17 protein-coding genes are annotated in these 20,135 nt (G+C 34.6%); 4 read left to right on the top strand and 13 right to left on the bottom strand.

The genetic code is table 11. From position 1 onward, the window contains the following. Positions 1 to 133: 133 nt before the first annotated feature. From ACX5JI_RS08215 to ACX5JI_RS08190, 6 genes are all read right to left on the bottom strand, one after another. A complete protein-coding gene (locus ACX5JI_RS08215; RefSeq protein WP_459500598.1) occupies positions 134 to 1,018 on the bottom strand; it encodes an alpha/beta fold hydrolase in 885 nt (294 codons plus the stop codon). 324 nt (positions 1,019 to 1,342) lie between these two features. Beyond that, positions 1,343 to 1,636, bottom strand: a complete 294-nt coding sequence (locus ACX5JI_RS08210; RefSeq protein ID WP_459500597.1) for a Phr family secreted Rap phosphatase inhibitor — start codon at positions 1,634 to 1,636, stop codon at positions 1,343 to 1,345. A 942-nt stretch (positions 1,637 to 2,578) separates the two neighbouring features. Beyond that, positions 2,579 to 2,983, bottom strand: coding sequence for a DUF3942 family protein (locus tag ACX5JI_RS08205; RefSeq protein ID WP_459500596.1), 405 nt, complete (start codon positions 2,981 to 2,983; stop codon positions 2,579 to 2,581). 2,100 nt (positions 2,984 to 5,083) lie between these two features. Beyond that, the gene (gene yhaM, locus ACX5JI_RS08200) at positions 5,084 to 6,028 is read right to left on the bottom strand and encodes a 3'-5' exoribonuclease YhaM (RefSeq protein WP_459500595.1); all 945 of its coding nucleotides are present in this window, start codon (positions 6,026 to 6,028) and stop codon (positions 5,084 to 5,086) included. 41 nt (positions 6,029 to 6,069) lie between these two features. Beyond that, positions 6,070 to 8,997, bottom strand: coding sequence for an ATP-binding protein (locus ACX5JI_RS08195; RefSeq protein ID WP_459500594.1), 2,928 nt, complete (start codon positions 8,995 to 8,997; stop codon positions 6,070 to 6,072). Further along, the gene (locus tag ACX5JI_RS08190; RefSeq protein ID WP_459500593.1) at positions 8,994 to 10,235 is read right to left on the bottom strand and encodes a metallophosphoesterase family protein; all 1,242 of its coding nucleotides are present in this window, start codon (positions 10,233 to 10,235) and stop codon (positions 8,994 to 8,996) included. Before ACX5JI_RS08190 ends, ACX5JI_RS08195 begins: the two co-directional genes overlap by 4 nt. 277 nt (positions 10,236 to 10,512) lie before the next feature. On the opposite strand from ACX5JI_RS08190, the gene ACX5JI_RS08185 reads away from it, so the two are divergent. Continuing rightward, positions 10,513 to 10,698 carry a YhzD family protein gene (locus ACX5JI_RS08185; protein ID WP_459500592.1) on the top strand — a complete coding sequence of 62 codons (186 nt, stop codon included), beginning with the start codon at positions 10,513 to 10,515 and terminating at the stop codon, positions 10,696 to 10,698. A 25-nt stretch (positions 10,699 to 10,723) separates the two neighbouring features. On the opposite strand, the gene ACX5JI_RS08180 is transcribed toward ACX5JI_RS08185, so the two are convergent. Further along, the gene (locus ACX5JI_RS08180) at positions 10,724 to 11,083 is read right to left on the bottom strand and encodes a hypothetical protein (RefSeq protein ID WP_459500591.1); all 360 of its coding nucleotides are present in this window, start codon (positions 11,081 to 11,083) and stop codon (positions 10,724 to 10,726) included. A 140-nt stretch (positions 11,084 to 11,223) separates the two neighbouring features. On the opposite strand from ACX5JI_RS08180, the gene ACX5JI_RS08175 reads away from it, so the two are divergent. Further along, on the top strand, positions 11,224 to 11,364 hold the full coding sequence (locus tag ACX5JI_RS08175) for a YflJ family protein (protein ID WP_459500590.1): 141 nt from the start codon (positions 11,224 to 11,226) through the stop codon (positions 11,362 to 11,364). A 253-nt stretch (positions 11,365 to 11,617) separates the two neighbouring features. On the opposite strand, the gene ACX5JI_RS08170 is transcribed toward ACX5JI_RS08175, so the two are convergent. From ACX5JI_RS08170 to ACX5JI_RS08160, 3 genes are all read right to left on the bottom strand, one after another. Next, positions 11,618 to 12,352: a thioesterase II family protein gene (locus tag ACX5JI_RS08170; protein WP_459500589.1), complete on the bottom strand. Its 735-nt coding sequence runs from the start codon at positions 12,350 to 12,352 to the stop codon at positions 11,618 to 11,620. Then, positions 12,349 to 13,050, bottom strand: a complete 702-nt coding sequence (locus ACX5JI_RS08165; RefSeq protein ID WP_459500588.1) for a 4'-phosphopantetheinyl transferase family protein — start codon at positions 13,048 to 13,050, stop codon at positions 12,349 to 12,351. The genes ACX5JI_RS08170 and ACX5JI_RS08165 overlap by 4 nt, the downstream gene beginning before the upstream one ends. An 856-nt stretch (positions 13,051 to 13,906) precedes the next feature. After that, positions 13,907 to 14,272 (bottom strand): hypothetical protein, encoded by a 366-nt coding sequence (locus ACX5JI_RS08160; RefSeq protein WP_459500587.1) that lies wholly within the window; start codon positions 14,270 to 14,272, stop codon positions 13,907 to 13,909. A gap of 339 nt (positions 14,273 to 14,611) precedes the next feature. Here ACX5JI_RS08160 and ACX5JI_RS08155 point away from each other — a divergent pair, with 339 nt between their 5' ends. Further along, a complete protein-coding gene (locus ACX5JI_RS08155; RefSeq protein ID WP_459500586.1) occupies positions 14,612 to 15,139 on the top strand; it encodes a dihydrofolate reductase family protein in 528 nt (175 codons plus the stop codon). 308 nt (positions 15,140 to 15,447) lie between these two features. Here ACX5JI_RS08155 and ACX5JI_RS08150 read toward each other — a convergent pair whose 3' ends face one another. The 3 genes from ACX5JI_RS08150 to ACX5JI_RS08140 all read right to left on the bottom strand — a co-directional run bounded on the left by ACX5JI_RS08150 (position 15,448) and on the right by ACX5JI_RS08140 (position 18,572). Further along, on the bottom strand, positions 15,448 to 16,863 hold the full coding sequence (locus ACX5JI_RS08150) for an amino acid permease (RefSeq protein ID WP_459500585.1): 1,416 nt from the start codon (positions 16,861 to 16,863) through the stop codon (positions 15,448 to 15,450). 445 nt (positions 16,864 to 17,308) lie between these two features. After that, positions 17,309 to 17,620 (bottom strand): heavy metal-binding domain-containing protein, encoded by a 312-nt coding sequence (locus ACX5JI_RS08145; RefSeq protein WP_088094088.1) that lies wholly within the window; start codon positions 17,618 to 17,620, stop codon positions 17,309 to 17,311. A 151-nt stretch (positions 17,621 to 17,771) separates the two neighbouring features. Further along, positions 17,772 to 18,572, bottom strand: a complete 801-nt coding sequence (locus ACX5JI_RS08140; protein ID WP_459500584.1) for an ABC transporter ATP-binding protein — start codon at positions 18,570 to 18,572, stop codon at positions 17,772 to 17,774. Between the two features lie 274 nt (positions 18,573 to 18,846). Here ACX5JI_RS08140 and ACX5JI_RS08135 point away from each other — a divergent pair, with 274 nt between their 5' ends. Then, a complete protein-coding gene (locus tag ACX5JI_RS08135; RefSeq protein WP_459500583.1) occupies positions 18,847 to 19,503 on the top strand; it encodes an SMI1/KNR4 family protein in 657 nt (218 codons plus the stop codon). The last annotated feature ends 632 nt before the right edge of the window (positions 19,504 to 20,135 follow it).

Raw genomic sequence — 20,135 nt, 5'->3', positions numbered from 1 at the left:
TATTCGTATTATGACGAATATTCAATATTTTTCAACAGACAAAATGTTGAGAAATATTTTCCCGCAACATAAAAAGGTTCTACTCAAATGGCAGAACCTCTTTTAAAAGAACAAATCTATTGATGAAACACTTCTATTCATTACTCAGTGCAGCATGCTCCTCAAAAAATACTTTCACATATCCCATAAATTCTTCGGGCTCTTGACGGAACGGAGCATGCTTTCCGTTTTCAATAATATGGAATGTACTATTTTTAAATAATTGATGATACGTTTCACCATTTTTCCATGAAACACTTTTATCATTTCTGCCCCAAATGATTAAAGTCGGCACCTTGATTTCATTCGCATCCATCGCAATGCGGCGCTCTCTCATTTTCGTCAGCTCACGATAATGTTCTTTATCATCACGACTATTTTTCACTTCATTTTCACGATATTCCGTAATGGCAGCTACCGTACTTAAATCCGTCGATACATTCGGATCTGTAAAATTTTCTTTTTGCTGGAAAGATTCGATCCCTGTCGCATCTGCCAAAACAAGATGAGTCACCACGCCAGGATATAAATACGTTAAATTAAGGGAAATCTCTCCCCCCATAGAATGACCGAGCACCGCAAACTGATCATAACCTAACTTCTTCATTAACTTATAATATAAATTTGCTTGATTTGGAAAAGCATAATGAAAATCAACCGGCTTAGAAGAACGACCAAACCCTAAAATATCAACCGCAATAATCGTATGATCTTTCGCAAGTTCCGGATAAATATCACGAAATCCATCAGAAGATCCACCAAAACCATGTAGCATAAGCAGCGGCGGCTTTCCTTCACCAATTTGTTTAAAATAAATCGTTTGTCCATCTATGTCTACCATTTTTTCTTTCGTACTCCATTTTGTTGCAACCGTATGTTTTACCTCTTCTACTTTTGCTGTTGGTCTTTCAACAATATAACAAATGACCAATAATAGAAGCGCCAAACTGCTAATCATATAGAGCCTGAATCGTTTCAAGTTGATTGTCTCCTTTCTGTTACTGTAACTATGAATACATATACTTATCATAAGTTTTTACTTTTTGTTTGGATTTTATAGCCACCAAAGTTGTAACTTAATAAGTTACAACTGTATTAAAAAAATATATGCACTTACCCTATTAGACTTTATTTCAATCACTTGTAATCATTATAGTTACAAAAGAAAAGTAAGTCAATTATTTTTGGGAGGATTTATTTTTTGAGAGATTTTAAATTTTTGAGGAGTGGTATATTTGTAGAAAAATCAAAAAGAAGAACGCCTTTTAGTGAGGGTAAACGTTCCTCTTGTTTTGCTCTGAATTTAGTTAATTTCTTTTGGTGCTGGATAGTCTCCATGAAGATTAGAAGGTGCTCCGCCATCGCCTTTATTATAAGCAGGCGCTGGATAGTCTCCATAAAGATTAGAAGGTGCTCCTCCGTCTCCTCTATTATCAATAGGCGCAGGTGTATCTCCAATGTTGTATGCTAAATCAGGTCTTGTAGGTGCTGGTAAATCCGCTTCTCCTGCTTGTTGTGATCCTATAAAAGAATTTAATCCTAAAGAAACAATACCAGCAAAAGCTAATCCTACTACTGCTAATTTAAATTTCCCCATCATTTTAACGCTCCTTTTTCTGATAATTTCTCATTCACCTCATAACTCATATAAAAATACTCACTTGCCTTCTGATATACTTTATCATGATGAAATTGAATTGCTAGCCTTTCAGTATGCTATTGCACACATTCCCATAAACCTTCTTTCTCAAAATAAGAAATCCCTTCCAGGAAAACCTTTTCTAATTCTAAAGCAGAAACTTTTTGATTTAAAAGTTTTAACATCTTAAAACGATGTTGATATTCTGTGTTATTTACTTTCTCACAAATTTTTTCTCCTCTTTCAATAAGTTCTTCTGCAAACTTGTTTTCCCCTAATTTACTTTGTTCTCTTGCTTCTACAAATAAACATTAACATTTTTCTGATAATTATACGCACCTCTATCTTAAAACTAACTTGAGAAATAATTATCAGAATATTCGCTGGTCTAATTATAAGTTGAATGAAAGAATGTGTATAAAAAGAAGCATACAACAAAAAAGATAGCTCAATAGGCTATCATTAGTAGATTACATAATTCTCGTTATCAGAAGCTCTCCTCACCAACAATCCCTGGCTTATCAACAGTCTGCGAAACATCCTCTTCACCCTACATATGTCGTTTCTTATTCATCCCATTATATCAGTGGTTATAAGCAAGCATTGTCTTTATTACCTTTACTTCCATATGTATAAAATTCCGTATAAAGTGAAACTTTAATCAGTGGGGGTTTTCTTCATCCCCCACTGATTATTAGTTGAACCAATCGGACTTTTACGAGCAGTTGATCTCCCACCTAACTTCTTTGCTGTCGCTGAATTTTGAGGTGGGAGTCTTACTGCTCGTTAATGCGGGATAAACTAACGGCCAGCTTATGGATAAAGTGACAATGGGCATTTACCTCTTGTATTTCAGTGCTACACAAGAAAAAGCACTCCATAAGGAATGCTTTAACATAATTAATCTAATGATAGCCCTAACTTTTCACCAAATGTTTCACGCAGATAGTCTTCTAATATCTTGATCGTAAATGTTTCATTACGACCTAAAGCGAACAACTCCCCATCTTTTACAATAATTGTATCAAGCGGAATAACGACTTTATCAACGATTTTTGTAATTTCAATGATATTCTTTTCAGTATGTACTTCCGTTTTAAATTCAATATTTTCTACTATTATATGCGAACGTCTAGCCGATGTAAAAAAATTAAAATTAGGATTCCTTACAACACCTATCTTAATTTCTAGTTCATATAAATATTGAAAAATTACATCTCTGTGCCCGTTTTTAATCATTGTTTTATCCTTCTCGTCTTCTAAATATTCTTTTACTCTTACTGCAAATTCATCTGGGAAGCTCATTTTTTCTGACGCCCCTTTCTACATTTAATTTCAGAATTATAAGTTAATATAATTGTACCATAGTGAAAAACAAGTTCCTATTAAAAGGAAATATATAAATCCAAATTAAAAAACCAACATCAAACCATTCTTTTCAGATGGATGAGAGCATCCGGCCATGGATAGAAGCGATCAGTGCCTTTTTTAGCCCCATTCCATGTGAAAACAGAAAGAGAAAATGAGTGAAGGTCTCTGTTTGTTTTTCATAACCATAGTGTATCTGTTAGAAAATCAAATCGGATTTATATAAAAAGAACAACTACTCACCAGTTGACCTTTCGTTAACTTCTTATGCTATTACTATCATTCATGTCATGCTTAGAAACATAGTAACAGTTCTTCTAACATTTTCATTATCTGTATTGTTAACACATACTTTGACTGTAGGGTACGCATGAAGCTAAGAAACATTTTTGCGTATGCCGACGAATAAAACTCATTATTTCGTCAATACTGTAGATAACATTATAGTTTCTCCTTGTTCCCCCTTGGAGACTCAAGCAGTTAGCTTTTGCTAGCTGCTCTTTTTATACAAATTTCACATTCTAATAAGTGAATTTTCATGTTTAGTGATGCTGCCTTGATACGCAATTATTCTCATTTTCTTTTGTCCCCACACACCTCTAATTTTCTAACCTTTTTTATCAAAAGTTCTCCCTACCTTACATTTATGAATTAGATTATAATAAAATATATAGTTATAACGATTTTATTTAGGAGGTGTAATTATGTCATTTGCAGCATGGAGCGCAATTTTTATGACATTAGTCGGCGCAATGTCCGGAGCGCTATTTGGTACAATCTCTGCTAGAAATAAGGACAAAAATACTAACTAACAATCCAAATAGTAAAAGTTAATATCTATTTTAATGACAGCTGATACAGCCTTGATATTTCAGCTGTTATTTTCTATTTCAATAAGGATTTTATAAACACTTATAATGCGCCTGCCTTTATCACCTAAAAAAACTGTATATGGTAAAATAATACACACATATAAAAGGAGGATTATACATGTCATACTCCGCTTGGTTTCCTATTATTTTAGGAATAATTGTTGTGTTTTTTCTTGATAAAGATAAAAAGCAAAAACGATAACTTTATTTCTTTGTACCAGTTCAATTATTAAGTTCATAACAAAAAAATCCTTTATGAAGCAAAACAATGCAAAAGAGGGATGTAAGAATGTTATTAAATCAACATTTTTACATCCCTTATTTTCATTTTTCAGGACCAAGAATCACCTTTCAAACTAGTTGCTGCTTGGGAGTCCAAGCAGTCTTACATACATAATTTATTTACACTGTGCATCTATTAAGTACGATAAGAAATTTATGACATTTCTAATCCAACAGTTCCCATACGCGTCGGAGAAACGAATGGTGCGAATTTAAGCGGTCCTATTGGGCTAGCTATTTTTTCATTATTCGGCTAGCAGGGGCAATTACAACAACATATTTATCAATAATACAAAGTCTCTTTATATCTTAAAAAGACTTTTCCAGGTCGTGGAGAAAGAGAACTGCTACGAACTTATAAAAAGAAACATGGTAATCTGACGAGATTGGTTCGTATAAAGTGGTGAATGAAATTTTATCGACGATTTTTCAAATATATCGACCGTTTCTCATCATATATCGGCGCAAATTAAAATATATCAGCGATTCGACAACGGATATCGACTAACCAGCAAAAAACGACAAAAAAAACAGGAGCCCCCTGGCTCCTGTTTCCCAACAAGCTGGAAAAGTCTCTTTATATCTTAAAAAGACTTTTCTACCTTTCTAGACAGATCCAATACCACAATTGAAGTTATATTATGAAGACAGTATCTACTATGTTGATTTTTCATCAATTACATGTTTCAAATTCGCAGCTTTCACTAATTTTTGTGATCTCATCAGTTGATACCGATCGAATCAATACCGCGGGAATTATTCAGAATAGAAATACAGTGCTTCATAGGCAGTTTTCGTGATGACCACAAGATCCTATAATCCAACCTAAAAAAAGAAAAACCGACTCCTATTACAGAGTCGGTTTTTCTTCTCACTTCATTTTTTAATTATGAAACGTCGGTTTATAGAACGAACGATTATCAAGCGCAAAGACACGCTCTGTGTATTCTCCTGGCTTCGTACGGCCAAGGGCACGATCCATCATATTCATTTTTGCATCTAAATTGTCGATGTAGTGAAGAATTTCTGCTTCTTTTACTAATGGTGGTTTTGGACTCCCCCATTCTGCTTTTCCATGATGCGACAGAACGATGTGCTGCAGAATTAATACTTCTTCTCCTTCAATTTTCAATTCATCTGCTGCTTTTCCAATTTCGTTTACCATGATTGAAATGTGACCGAGTAAGTTTCCTTCTAGTGTATATGTTGTTGAAATTGGACCAGATAACTCAATTACTTTGCCAAGGTCGTGTAAAATAACACCAGCATACAGTAAATCTTTATCTAAAGATGGATACAGCGCAGAAATTGCTTTTGCTAAATCGAGCATCGATACAACGTGATACGCAAGTCCTGATACGAATTCATGATGATTTTTCGTTGCTGCTGGATAGTCTAAAAACTCACTTTGATGTTTATTTAATAAATGTCTTGTGAGACGCTGAATGTTTGAATTTCTCATTTCAAATATGTACTGTGTAATTTTTTCTACCATCTCTTCTTTTTTCACAGGTGCTTTTTCAACGAAATCTGAGATGTCTGTTACTTCATTCGCATTGGCAACGCGAATTTGTTTCACACGAAGCTGAATGCGTCCTTTGTAATTTTGAACATCACCAGCTACTTTCACAATCGTTTCTGCGACATATTGCTTCTCAACTTCTGGTGATACATCCCATAGCTTCGCTTCAATATCTCCGCTTTGGTCTTGTAAGATCACTGTTAAAAATGGCTTCCCATTACTTGCGATACCTTTTGTCGCTGTCTTAATTAATAAAAAGATATCGACTTGTTCACCAACTTCATATTCTGCAATTTTCTTTTTCATCCTGATTCCTCCACCAACTTAAGTACTTTTAGTATAGCACATTACATCTTATTTTCTTTATGTTCACGTGTTAATTTTATAACCTGTTTTCCTTTAAATAATGATAATAGATGGGCATGACATGTAAAGAAGATGACTTGTCTCTCCTTCGCAATTTCTTTTATCAACTCGGTGGTTCGTTCTGTTCTTATCGCATCAAAATGCACAAAACTATCATCAATAATAAACGGATAATCATGTTCAAACGTCCGCGCTAACGCAAATCTGAGTGATAAATAAAGTTGCTCCGCTGTTGCCTGACTTAGTTCATAACTGTAAAAACGCATACCATCACTTCTCTCTACAATAAACGGCTCACTTGCGGACGGTGAAAAAATCTTACTATACTTCTCACCTGTTACATATACGAAATATTCCTCAGCCTTTTGTAAAATGCGCGGCATCTGCACTTCATGATAATATTGCTTCGTTTTTGTTAACACCGTTTTAGCAGCCGCATATGCAGCCCACTTCTTCACTTGCTCACGTACATGTGATTTTTTCAGTTCCCATTCATGCAGTAAATCACCATACGTACTACCTTCTTCTAAATTCGTAATCTCTACGCGGTATTCTGCAATACGCTCTGTCAATTGTTTCTCTTCTGAAAGAAAGTTTTGCATATGAAGTGCTTCTTGCTTTATGTTTTCTTCATATCCTTCCACTTGATAGTGATTCGCTAATGATAAGCTTGTTAAACGTTTTTCTAGCATATCAATTTGAGGCGATAAACGCTCGACTTGCTGCTTTGCCTCTTCACGCTTTTCTGCCCTCTTACCAGCTGCTAAAAACGTTTCTTCATCAGTAACTGCCGCCGCCTTAAAGAGCGCATCTCTTTCTAGTATAAGTTGCTTTACTTGATGCTGCAGTACTTCTCGTTCTTCTTTCCAATCAGCAAACTTGCCTAACAGTTGTTCCTTCTTTTGCCCTTTTTCTTTTTCCTTTTGAATACGATCACGAATTGTATGAAGATGCTCAAAATCTGTATGTTCTATAACGTTCTCTAGTTTATGTTCAAACTGCGAAATCGTTTCAAATAATATCTCTTTCCGCTCCGTCTTCTTCCCTACTTCGCGATATAACTGCTGCATCTTTTCCATACGTTCAAATGCCGGCAATATATGTGCATATGTATAAAAATGAGGAAACAAATACCGCTCTTTATATACATCCACTTGCTCTCCCGCGTGAAACTTAGCTTGCTCCCATTCTTCATATGCCGAAACCAATTTATCATAAGCTCGCTCTATTTGTTGTAATTTATATGACTCGCGCTCAAATAATTTCTGCATTTCTTCATCTTTTTCTAATTGATACCGAATGGAGAGTGCCTCTTCATTTTGCCTTCCTCCTGCACTTTGCTGCAAGGTAAGTAATTCTTCTTGTAAGCTTTCAGAAGAAGAATCTTTATACAAAACAAGGGCCAGTACAAGTGCTACAAAGATAATCACACTCACGAATAATAACGAACGGTTATCTAGCAGTACACTTGTTAGCAACATTACTGTATTAATCGCTAATAACAGAAAACAAATTGATTGCCAGCGCTTTTTCTTTTCCTGCGCTGCTTTCATTTTCTCTTCATATTTACGCTTGATTCGTTCCGCACCAGTACTTATAAAAACTGTATCTTGAAATGATTTTTCTTTTTCTACAAGTGCCTGGCGCGCTTCATCTGCTAACATTTGCTTGCGAATGTGCGCTACATTCTCTTCCTGTTCTTCTAATTGCTCTTGCACGGCTTTAAAACGCTCATCAAGCTGCTCTTTCCGCTTATCTAATTCTCGCGCCTTTTGCACCGTTTGCGTTATCATTTCTTTTGCCGCGAGGCTTGTATCAAAGGACAGTACACTTTCCGTATCAAACGTAGCACCGATTTGCTGCTTCAGTTCTTCTATCTCTTCTTTCATATTTCGAATGCTTACTGTAAGATCCCGCATTTCTTGGCAAGCATTTTCATATGACATATGCTGCATACGAAGTTCTTCTACATAACTTTCTTTTTGCAAGAGCGCTTCTTGTACTTTTATCCCATCTACTTCCGACTGCACCAACTCCATTTTTTTTCCGATAGAACTGACTTGCAATTCAAGTGGTTCAAGTTTTACTTTTATCGTTTCAAAACGTTCCACGCCCCGGACAGGAAATAACCCCTTTTGCTCTTCTAACACTTTTTCGTATGCATGTTTTTCAATGACAAGCGGTTGCAATGCAGCCAATACTTCATAGTCTTGCTTACGCCTTCCTGCCATCTCCTTTTCATTTCGAATATGCGTAAGGCGCGCTTCACTTTCCTTTAACTGCTCCACTCGCTTTTCATACGTGCCAATCTTCCCTTGCCACGCCTGCAGCTTTTCATTAAGCTGCTTTATCTCTTGCAGTGATACATTAATCTCAGGCTTACGACCGTTTGGCTTAAAGCGCTGCTCCATTTCTTTTTCTAGCTTCTTATCTAACTGCAAAAGGGCATCACTTCCAACTGCACTTGCTGAAAATAAATAATTTCCGATTTCAGCTTCTCCGATGTGATGAATATTTTGTAGACCATGCATGTCAAAGGAAAAAACAGAATCAAACAAATTCTCATTCATCCCGCTCAGCAAAGTTTGTAATACTTCTTCTCCAGCTGTTTTTCCATCTTCAAAGTACACCGTTACTTCCCCGGCAGCTGTTTTCGGAAGGCGTTCAATTTGCAGGCGACCATACCGCTCCGTCATAACTGTGATCTTGCCGCCGTACTTCCCGCCTTCTTTCGGCTCATAATGCTGCTTCTCCCTCGTCTTAAATCCAAATAAAATACTCTTCATAAACGAGCGAATCGTCGATTTTCCGGCTTCATTCTCTCCGTACAACACCGTCAGCGAAGAAAGATCCATTTCCACATTTTCTAACTTTCCATAACCGTAAATATGGAGTTTCTCAATTCTCATTTTTTATCCCTCTCTTGCTGGAATAATTGCTCTAATATAATATTTTCTGCTTCCTTTTGAATCTCTTCTTTCTCTTCTTCTGAAAAGGACTCAATGACATTACGTGCGATAGGAGATGTCCAAATCACTCTGAGCACTGCATCCATATTCGCAAATGATTCTAGCTCTTGCAAGATACTACCGACAAAATGATTTTCCTCTTTTAACCGCTCCGTTTCCGCAAATGAAATCGTCTCATTCTTCCATTTCATCACATAAACGAAATCTCTCCGCTCTTCTCCTGCTGCTAAAATGTGAAAGATCTCTTCCACCCGTTTTTCATCACGTAAATATGAAGCAAGTGGTCCTTGTCCGGTAAATATAACTGTCAAAAGAGTTCCTTCTTCTTTTTTTCGCCATTCATGCAGCACTTTTGTACAAACTGTCATAAGATCATCAATCGTTTCTAGTTCGTCAATATTCACTTCTGCTTCTCCCCACACAACATCCGCTGCATGGAAAAAAGAACAATTCGTTCCGCGCTCTGTTATCTCAACAACATACGCCCCTTTTTCACCTGTTTCTTTTCGGTGACGCCCTTGTATATTACCTGGATAAATAATATATGGTTCCTCTGCTAAAACCTCACGCTTATGTATGTGTCCAAGAGCCCAGTAATCAAATCCTTTTTCTTTCAGCTCTCGAATTTGAAACGGCGCATACCGATTATGTTCTGCATCGCCTTCCACGCTTCCGTGAAGCATCCCAATATGAAAAGGCGCGTCGCCTATTTTTTCATACTGCGCTGTCATATTATCCGTTACCGCTTGCTGGAGGTAACTAAATCCGTAAATCAATGCAAGCAATTCTCCATTTTTATAAAAGGGCTTTGCTTCTACATATGGTTCTGTAAACACATGAACATTCTTTGGAAACTCAATTGCCGCCCAGCTTCCGCCTAAATGATCGTGGTTACCATGAATAATATAAACAGGAATCTCATATTGCGAAAGGCGCTTCATCTGCTCTCGCACAAATACTTGCGCTCTAAGGCTTCTCGTTTCTGCGTCATATAAATCTCCTGCAAGCAGCAAAAAATCAATGCGCTCTTGAATCGCTTTATCAACAATACGCTCAAACGACTGAAACGTACTTTGCTTCATTCTTTCCCAAACTGATAGCGGCACACTCATTTCCATCCCTTTAAACGGACTATCCAAATGTAAATCTGCCGCGTGTATAAACTTTACTTGTTTCACAAATAAACGATCCTTTCTTTATCCGATAAAAGTTTCACTTTACCCCGCTTTAACGGGCAGTATTACTCCTAATTCAAAGTTTAACAAAAACAAAGAAGTTAAGCAGGAGGTAAACTGCCCGTAAAAGCCCGATTGGTGAAGACTAATGGTCAGTACAAACCACTGACCAAAGTTTCACTTTATTTTAACATGCAATGTCATATATTTCTTTGCATATTCTATCGTTTTATGACAAAATAGTTATAAGATTCTGATTTTATTCTTAGGAGGAATTTTCATGGGAGTATACGTTCTAACAGTCTTTGAAAAAGATGGTTCTAAAATGCTAGACGAATCATTCGAAGCCGCAACAGAAACAGAAGCGAAATCAAAAGGAGAATCCATTTTACAAGAAAAGGGACTACATAAGCATACACATCGCTGCACATCTTCAGCAGGAAAACTCGTTTTATTCCAGCGTTAAAAAAGAAGCGTCACCCGCTTCTTTTTTACTCCATCTCTTCATCACACCACGTAAATGTCACATCTAGAATTCGATTACCAATGCGCACGCGTCTGTTCCACTTTCCAGTTTGAATTTGGCGCTGCAGTTCATCTTTCATCTTTTCCGTCCAATCGTGAATGGTTCCATTCCCGTTGTATGGATATACGCTAGGAAACTCTTCCTGCAGAAGACTAAGGCTTTCTGCGTCCAAATGAAAATGAAAATAGTAGTTTGCCGTAAGCGATGGCTCTTGCAACCTTAAAAATGGATCATCAATTTGCTTTCCACTGCGGTAGAAAGTAAATATATTCACCTTTCCGCTCGTAATTTGATCAATTTGAATTTCGTACTTCTCTATCATCACGTTGCGCCCACCTCGTTATATACTACCTTTAGTATATATGTCTTTTGCACCGAAGTTAACCATTTTCATACGAAATTCACTGCCCGTACCTCCAAAAATCAGAACAAATCACAAGAACAAATTTGAAAAGGAGCGATTCTATGTATTTCGGTAGTAAAGGTTGGTATGTAAAAGAACTTAAAAAATTAGGTATCCGTACTTATGGAGGTAGAAAACTAGAATCTTATCGCACACACATATTGGCTCGTTTGCTTGAGAGAGTTCAAAAAGAATCAGCTTAATTTGAACTCTCCTATAAAGTTAGACAACTTTTAAGGCATAGGCTCGGTATCGTATCCGAGTTCTATGCTTTCAAAATCGATTAGATAAAAAAAGCAAATTTCATAATACGAAAGAAATTTGCTTTTAAATGGATTTATTTTTTTGTTCCGAAGTAAATTAGGAGCTTTCTCGCTTATTTACACTAAAATTATATCAACAAATTTGTAACAAAGTAACATTCCGTATCATAATGTACAGCAAGTTAAATAGATTTTATTCAATAGGAATGAGTGGAGCTAACTCCTTTTCAAACAACGCACTCTTTATTATACGAGTTATATTTTCAACATTGTTATTTATAAAAAAATGATTTCCTTCAAAATTATATATTTTACACTTCTCACTACTATGTTCATTCCAGGCGAATATATCTTTTGATGGAATAGAGTCTTCTTTTCCATTTAGTACAGAGACACTACACTCAATTTTATTTATTTTTTCTTTATACTTATATGTTTCTACTATTTTGAAATCATTTCTTAATATAGGAATAAATACTTCCATTAATTCTTTGTTCATAAGGATTTCTTCTGGTGTTCCACCAAATTTCATAATTTCATTCACAAAATCTTCATTTGCCAAAGAATAAATATGATTTCTCGCTCTTACAACATGAGGCGCTTTACATCCTGAAAAAAATATATGTTTTGGTTTTTCAAATCCCATTTCGTTAATTTTATAATACAGTTCATACGCTAACAGACTTCCCATACTATGTCCGTAAATAGCATACTCACCCTTTACTATTTCTTCTTTAATCATTTGAAATATATCCTCAACCGCTTCTTCTATATCTTCATAAAAATCTTCAGTAAACCGTTTTCCTCTTCCTTTTAATTCTACGGGATATAGCTTTATAGAAGAGTCTAAATAATTTTTCCAATTATAATATACTACTTCCGATCCTCCCGCATATGGTAAACAAAATAGTATCATTATATCATTCACCTTTCTAAAGTAATTTTACAATAGTCCTCAATTAAATGCTTTTGATCTATAAACACTATATTATCGGAGATTTCTTTATTAAATGAGCATACTGCCATTTTGTAACCTAACATATTAAATATTTTAAATTTATATCCCTTATATACATGATTCGTAATCACTTTAATATTTTCCATATGTTTTATCTCAAACGAGAATGACTTTAATGGTATTGATAGTCCTTGTCCACAACATTTAATATAACTTTCTTTCAACGTCCATATTTCATAAAACTTACTTAATCCATCATTCAAATTTTGTTTCATAATATACTCAAATTCATTTAATGTGAAAAAATTTCTAGCTATCTCTTCATACTCAATATGTCTTATCTCTTCAATGTCAATCCCTATCGGTTTATCATCAATTGCACATACGACAAAATCTCCAGAATGAGATATATTAAAATGGAACTCAGGATACTCTTTCAAAGAGGGTTTACCATATTCGTTTTTTTGAAATTTTATATCTTTATTTTTAATCTTTAATTCTGCAGCAATTATTGTTCGTATCAATATCTCTCCAATTAATGTTCTAACGCTATCTTTTTGATTAATAAATTTTTCAATTTTACATTTCTTCTCCAAATCAATCCATAAACAGAGTTGATCCAACCTTTCTTTTTCAATATTTAAAATTTTTACAGCATAAATTTCCATAAAGGACCTCATTATTTATTATTATTCACTTAATTAGCACGATCTCTAGCAACTATCATTATGAAACCTTCTAACATCATACAAGAATTTGGAAAGGTACTTGTTTCTCTTGGCATATCAAGGTTGAGAATAAATCGAATCATTAGATTTCAGTTTATATACCGTACTTTCTATATTATCAGAAATCGAAATATGTAACTAGTAAAAATTAACATTCACGATGTTACCTTTCTAAAAATAAACAAGAAACTTATTGTTTCATAGAAAAAGACAAATATAATCCATCATTAAAATGATGTACTGACAGAGTGTTGGGAAACAGGAGTTAGGGATCATCCTGTTTTTTTGTCGTTTTTTGCTGGTTAGTCGATATCCGTTGTCGAATCGCTGATATATTTTAATTTGCGCCGATATATGATGAGAAACGATCGATATATTTGAAAAACCGTCGATAAAATTTCATTCACCATTTTATACGAACCAACCTCGTCAGATTACCATGTTTCTTTTTATCATTTCGTAGCAGTTCTCTTTCTCCACGACCTGACAATCCATCATTAAAATGATGGATTGAGATTTACAAAAGGCTAAGGGTTACATGAAATAGTTTAGTTTGGAAACTTATTGCTTTATTTGCGCAAACTCCGTATGCATAGCTCATAGGATTCACTATGTATTACCAGAAACTTAAAAATATCCCCATACAACGAAAAAAGAGCTATTCTTTTTGTAGAAATTCACAGAAAGAATAACGTCTTTTTTGCTTTATGGATCGTGCAAACCTTATCTATATAGCCGTTTCATAATTATTTCTATTACCCATATATATTTATATAGTTTCGTTATCAAAAATCAATTAGATTCGTCTTATAAAATAAAATACTAAAGATGATAAAGTAATAGGAATACTGTTTTTTACAAAGTCCAGCATAGTAAAAGAGATTCCTATACCGATTAAACAACCATAAAAAACACCTAACAACACAAATAAAGGGATGCCAATTTTTAACTCATAACTCCTTTTTATTTTTCGATAAAAAAATTCTCCTAATAAACAACCTATAAAAACAGGAATACTTCCAAATATCATATACATAATAATTGATGCCCAAATTGACCCCCATGCTTCTGTATAATTTGGTTCTTGTATATACTGTAAAACATTCACAAAAATAGAGAAAAACATCAAGCACACTAAATAGCTAATAGCAAATTTTTTCAATGCAATCCTCCTCATCATTTCCTAATGTTACATTCATTATATGGCGTTACCATTTTGTAAGATAAATAAAATGTGAAATAAATATCTTATATATGTAAGATTTACATAACATATCGTTATCAGTAGTCAATAATGAGGAAATTTTGATTTTTAGGTTGCTCCAAAAGAATGTACCCCGTCTTTATTAGGAGAACCTACTATTTCTGATCCAATTGCGCCACAAAAATAGTGATGATATGAAACTAACGAATGCTGTTGTTCTGTCTACTGCTGGAAAAATGCTCGAACTTTTGTCGTAATTTATAGATATGCTAACATAAGAAAGAAAGGATGATAAAAATGAACCAAGAACGCAAAGTAATTTTATATATCGGAACTTCAATTGATGGATATATCGCAAACGAGGATGGAACTTTAGAGTGGTTAGAATCAACAGAAACTGAAGGAGATAATGGATACAGTACCCTTCTTGAAAGAATTGATACAGTTTTAATGGGCAAGAAAACATATGACGTAATTCGTGGATTCGATATGGACTATCCATATGCTAATTACACGAATTATGTCTTTTCAACTTCTGTAGAGGATAAAGATGAATATGCTCAATTTGTCAAAGAAAATGTAAAAACATTTATTATGAACTTAAAAAAACAGCCAGGAAAAGATATTTGGTTAATTGGCGGTGGTAATTTAGCACGAGAATTTTTCAAAGAAAACTTAATTGATGAGTTTCAACTTGCCATTGCACCTATCATTTTAGGTAAAGGTATCTCCCTTTATACTGGCGGTGACATTGAAACAAAATTTACACTAACGAAGATAGAGCAACTTGGTCAACTTGCTATGTTACATTACATAAAAAAATAATATCTTACGAAATCTTGCTAGAGGTGTTGGCTTTGTGCAAAGAACAAGTAAATACCGAGCCAAAGGTTTAGTCGCTTTATGAGTATGGCTGAGTCAAAATGTCGCTAAGACTTCTTTAACTCAGCTATCTAGTCGTTTCATTTGTATTTCATTAAAAATAATGTAATTCATTTCCCGTACCCCTATAACGATGAATGAGTGTAAAAGTACATAAAAACCCCGAATCATGGACTTTTTTAAATGTCCATGATTCGGGGTTTAGTTTTCATTACTATCGATATGATTATGAATAAACTCGCCTGTAACTATTATCTCGCTATTTTATCACGTTCTTTTGAAATCGTTTCCTCATTTAAATCACTGTGCTTGATTGAATAAAGGAAATATATTACTGCTCCAATGGCTATCCAAACACCGAAATACACCCATGTTCTTAATGGTAAATTTAGCATTAAGAATACACAACATACAATTGAAATGCCTGGTAATATCGGTACAAATGGTACGATAAATCCACGTTTTAAATTCGGGTGCGTTTTACGAAGGATAATAACTGATACACTAACTAGCGAGAACGTAACCAAACCACCAATATTAACTAAATTCGCTAATTCTTTCAAATCAATAAATCCAGCTATTATAGCACTTCCTAGTCCAGCCAATCCGATTGTAAAGGTTGGTGCGCCAGTCTTCTCATTGACCTTTGCAAGTGATTTTGGTAACAGTCCATCACGACTCATTGCAAAGAATACTCGTGTTGCTGCGTACATAGTCGAGAAAATAACAGCTATAAGGCCAATTACAGCCCCTGCCGCAATTACACCAGCGACTTTCCCTTGTCCTACAACTTCCATTACATAAGCCATTGCTTCAGGTACATTTAATTCTTTATAGGAAACCATCCCTGTCATAACAAGACACACTACAATGTAAATAAGTGTACATATGATTAACGATACAATAATACCGATGGGAAGATTCCGTTGTGGATTTTTCACTTCTTCTGCCGAAGTTGCTAATATATCAAATCCCATAAAAGCGAAGAATACAGCTGCCCCACCAGCAAAAACTCCACTTAAACCGTATGGCGCAAACGGTACCCAGTTCTCTGGCTTTACGTAGAATACACCAACCACAATAAATAATATAACCATGCCAATTTTAATTAACACCATTATATTGTTGATACGTTTACTTTCCTTTGTACCACGCGATAACAACCATGTTATTATCAATGTAATGATTAACGCTGGTAGGTTCATAATACCACCTTGTGCCGGAATCGTTAACAGAGCTTTTGGTATCTCTAATCCCAATCCACTTATTAAATTATGGAAATATCCTGTCCACCCACCAGCGACAGCTGCTGTTGCTACAATATATATGGAGAGTAACGTCCACCCTACTAAATGGGCCACAAACTCACCGATTGTTGCATAAGAGTACGTATATACACTACCTGAAGCAGGGAGTGTCGAAGCAATTTCTGCGTAACATAAAGCGATAAATCCACAAACAATCGCTGCAAGTATAAATGAAAAAATAACTGCTGGACCAGCATCTCTTGCTGCTACTAATCCCGTTAACACAAGAACCCCCGTTCCAATTATGGAGCCTATCCCTAACATAATTAAATCAAATGCGCCTAATGTTTTCGTTAAGTTCTTACTTTGACTATGCTCTAACAATTGTGTAACAGATTTCTTTTTGAATAACTTACTCATATTCTCTGTCCCCCCCTTTAAAAGCACAAGATATATTCTTCTCATTCTTGTGGTATATATAAATTTACTTTGCTATTAGCGAACCCCAAATTATTAACTTCACATTATTCTTTTCAGAATCTTTATAGAAATCGATTCCATTAACATCCATCGATTTCGGTTAGCTATTTTTATTGCTTTATCCCACTCTTTCATTGATAAGGACAATACACCAAAAAATGAATATTCCCCTTTTTCTGAAAAATAAACCCGTATTTCAATTGTCATATTTTGTCGAATTATATTTACTATTCTAATTAAAGGGACTATGTTTGTAAAGTATTATTTTTTTGGAATATCTCACAAGAAAAACAGATGCTAGAAACCAGCATCTGTTTTTCTTGTGAGATATTCATTTGCTACATTATTTTTATTTTTCCGTATAGCATGTAGATAACTGACTTCTTTATATACGTACAGCCGTTCCGCTTACAGCAACCATTAGCATTCCGTCACGAACAACCTCGTAGTCTACATCAACGCCAACAATTGCATTTGCTCCTTTTTGCTTCGCAAGCTGTTTCATTTCTTCCATTGCAATATCACGAGCTTCTTTTAATTTACTTTCATATGCACCAGCACGGCCACCGACAACATCGCGAACAGAAGCAAATAAATCGCGGACGATATTTGCACCCATAATCGCTTCACCATTTACAATATCAACGTACTCGATAATTTCTTTTCCTTGAATTCCAGAAGTTGTTGTTACAATCATTCTTGACACTCTCCTATATGTTATAAAAATTTATTTGCATTTCTTATACTTTGATTATTACATTGAAAACATAAATAAACTATTTAATAATCTTACAAAAAGGTGACATCTTTGTAAGGATTCATAAAAAACAAATTACATGTTCTTCCCTTTAAACACTCGCTCTATTTTTTCTAATCTCGATTGTATATAAACTATAAAGAAGCACTCCTAAACCTAGAATTTTTTCATTTCTAGACATGTTGGAACCAAGTGTAATAGTAGGTACATTTAACCCCATAAACCTTTCGCTCCATTCTATAGGCATATACCCTTGCTTCCCAATTGCTAATGTGCGTCCATCTGTTGTACGAAGCGTACTTTGAATGAAATCGAACTCTACTTCCACATCGGACAATTTCGTTTCTTTATCAGTCATCAAAGAACCACGTATCGAGCCAAACCCTTGTATCATCTTCTCTTTAAACATACCAATCTGGTTATAATTAGCATCATAGATTACCCAATCATACCCATCAGTTTCAGTATGAAAATAGGCAAGAATTTCACCACTACTCGTTTCTAATCCATACACATCTTTATTATGTAAAAACGGTATCACTGAACAAAGAATATTAGATGAAATGATCTTTGTTCCAGCAATATATCCACCATCAGGATGGTATAAACCAAATTGCCTGTTCCGTTTTGGCAACTCTAATACAACAAACGTATCAATATCCCAAAATGTTTCATTGCTTTTCACAGTATTCTTTTTTATCAAATTCCCTTTTCTTACTTGCCAAAATCCAATTCCAAAAAAAACAGAAGCAACGATCATCATAAAGATAACCTCTCCCCACTCCACAAATCCCCAATTCTCATATAAACCCCATAGCACAAACATAAAAATAACAGTGCTAATAAGAAGTTTAAACTTCCCTTTCCGCTTATAATAATCAAATAACTCCATGTCTACCTCTCTACCCCTTATTTATATTTCCTAACTATTAATGTAGCAAAAATAAGTCCTATCTTCTAGAAAAAATGGCTTCGATAGTTAGTATCAAAAGGAATATTATTAATGAATCACGAAATCATTGTATATCTATAAAATATAAAAACCTGTTTGGCAGCAGTGCTTAACAGGCTTATATAACCGGTGTTTATTTTGTGAAATATCTTAGGTTTTTAGTAAAAAAACAGATTAAAAAAGAATAAATATAAAGAATAAGGATGTAATAAAAATGACAATGATAAAATTTAATTCTTATCATCAAAAAGTAGAAATTAAGAGGAATTTAGAACGTATTAACTTAGAACATGAAAAAATTAGAGACTATGTAAATTTTGATATATTTTCTTTTGAACAATTAGATGAATTTCAAGTAGGATATAGCATTGACACCGATGGAAACTCCCTTGTAACCGATGAGGAAGATACTTGGGATGCAAATTGGATTGTTATTGCGTATGAAACTATGTGTGGAGATCCAATTATTATTGATTTAAATGAGGATGGATACCCTATATCTTCATTAATGCACGGAATGGACAGTTGGGGTGTTGGCGGTTTCCTTGCAGATTCTATGGACTCATTTATCAATTTTATAAAGGATATTGGTAATTTTCTTGCTGAGAAACAAGTGTTAGAAGGGAAAAGAATTATACAAAATAAAGAATTAAAAACATTGCTAAATAAGTTTATGGAAAAAAATAAATTTGCTGATTTTGAAATATGGCACTCTTTATTGAGTCCATTATTTGATATTGCAGAAGAATACGAGCAAACATTGGAGACACAAGTAAAGAAGATGAAGAAAGAAGGAAAAAAAATAATGGAAATTGCTCACCTGCTTCATATAAAACCTAAAGAAGTGTATGAGTATATTAAGAAAGTTTAATAGAAACTATTCACTTTTTAGAGAACAATCGAGTTTTATAATTTAACACTCAATGCCGCGATGTCAATCGGTATTGCCTATACAACAGCAATGATGGACCATTCCGCAATGCGCCGAAGCTTCCTAGGAATTGCAAACAATGCGGACGCTTCCATGTTTTGCAATATCCTATTCATTCTCGTACTCATTGCCTTTTTCAGTTTACCTCTATACTGAATATTAGTATATAAATTCATTTTGATTTTCCGACACATAACCGGCTGCTATGAAGAACAAAAAGTGAACGACACTCATTTTCTCTCTTTGTTTTCACTTGGCATGGAGCAGGAAGAGGGGCTGACCGCTTCTATGCATGGCCGGATGCTCTCTCCCACCTCAAAAGAATGGTTTTATGTCATTTTTTCAATTTGTATTTATATGGGACGAAAAGCGACAAAATAGATATATTGTCTATTTGTTAACTAGTCATATAGAATAACGATTCTTTCATAATTAGAACCCTAAAACGAGAAGTTTAGGGTTCTTTTTTATAATTTATAAAATATAAGAGATGTTTTAGACTTAATGCTTCCGCCTAATTATGTAAGTACAAACTATACAATATGTAACTTCTAACCATTCTTCCTTAATCT

The sequence above is a fragment of the Bacillus sp. C1 genome (assembly GCF_054570475.1).
The sequence above is the reverse complement of the archived record's forward strand: the minus strand, read 5'-3'. Positions and strand labels throughout refer to the sequence as shown.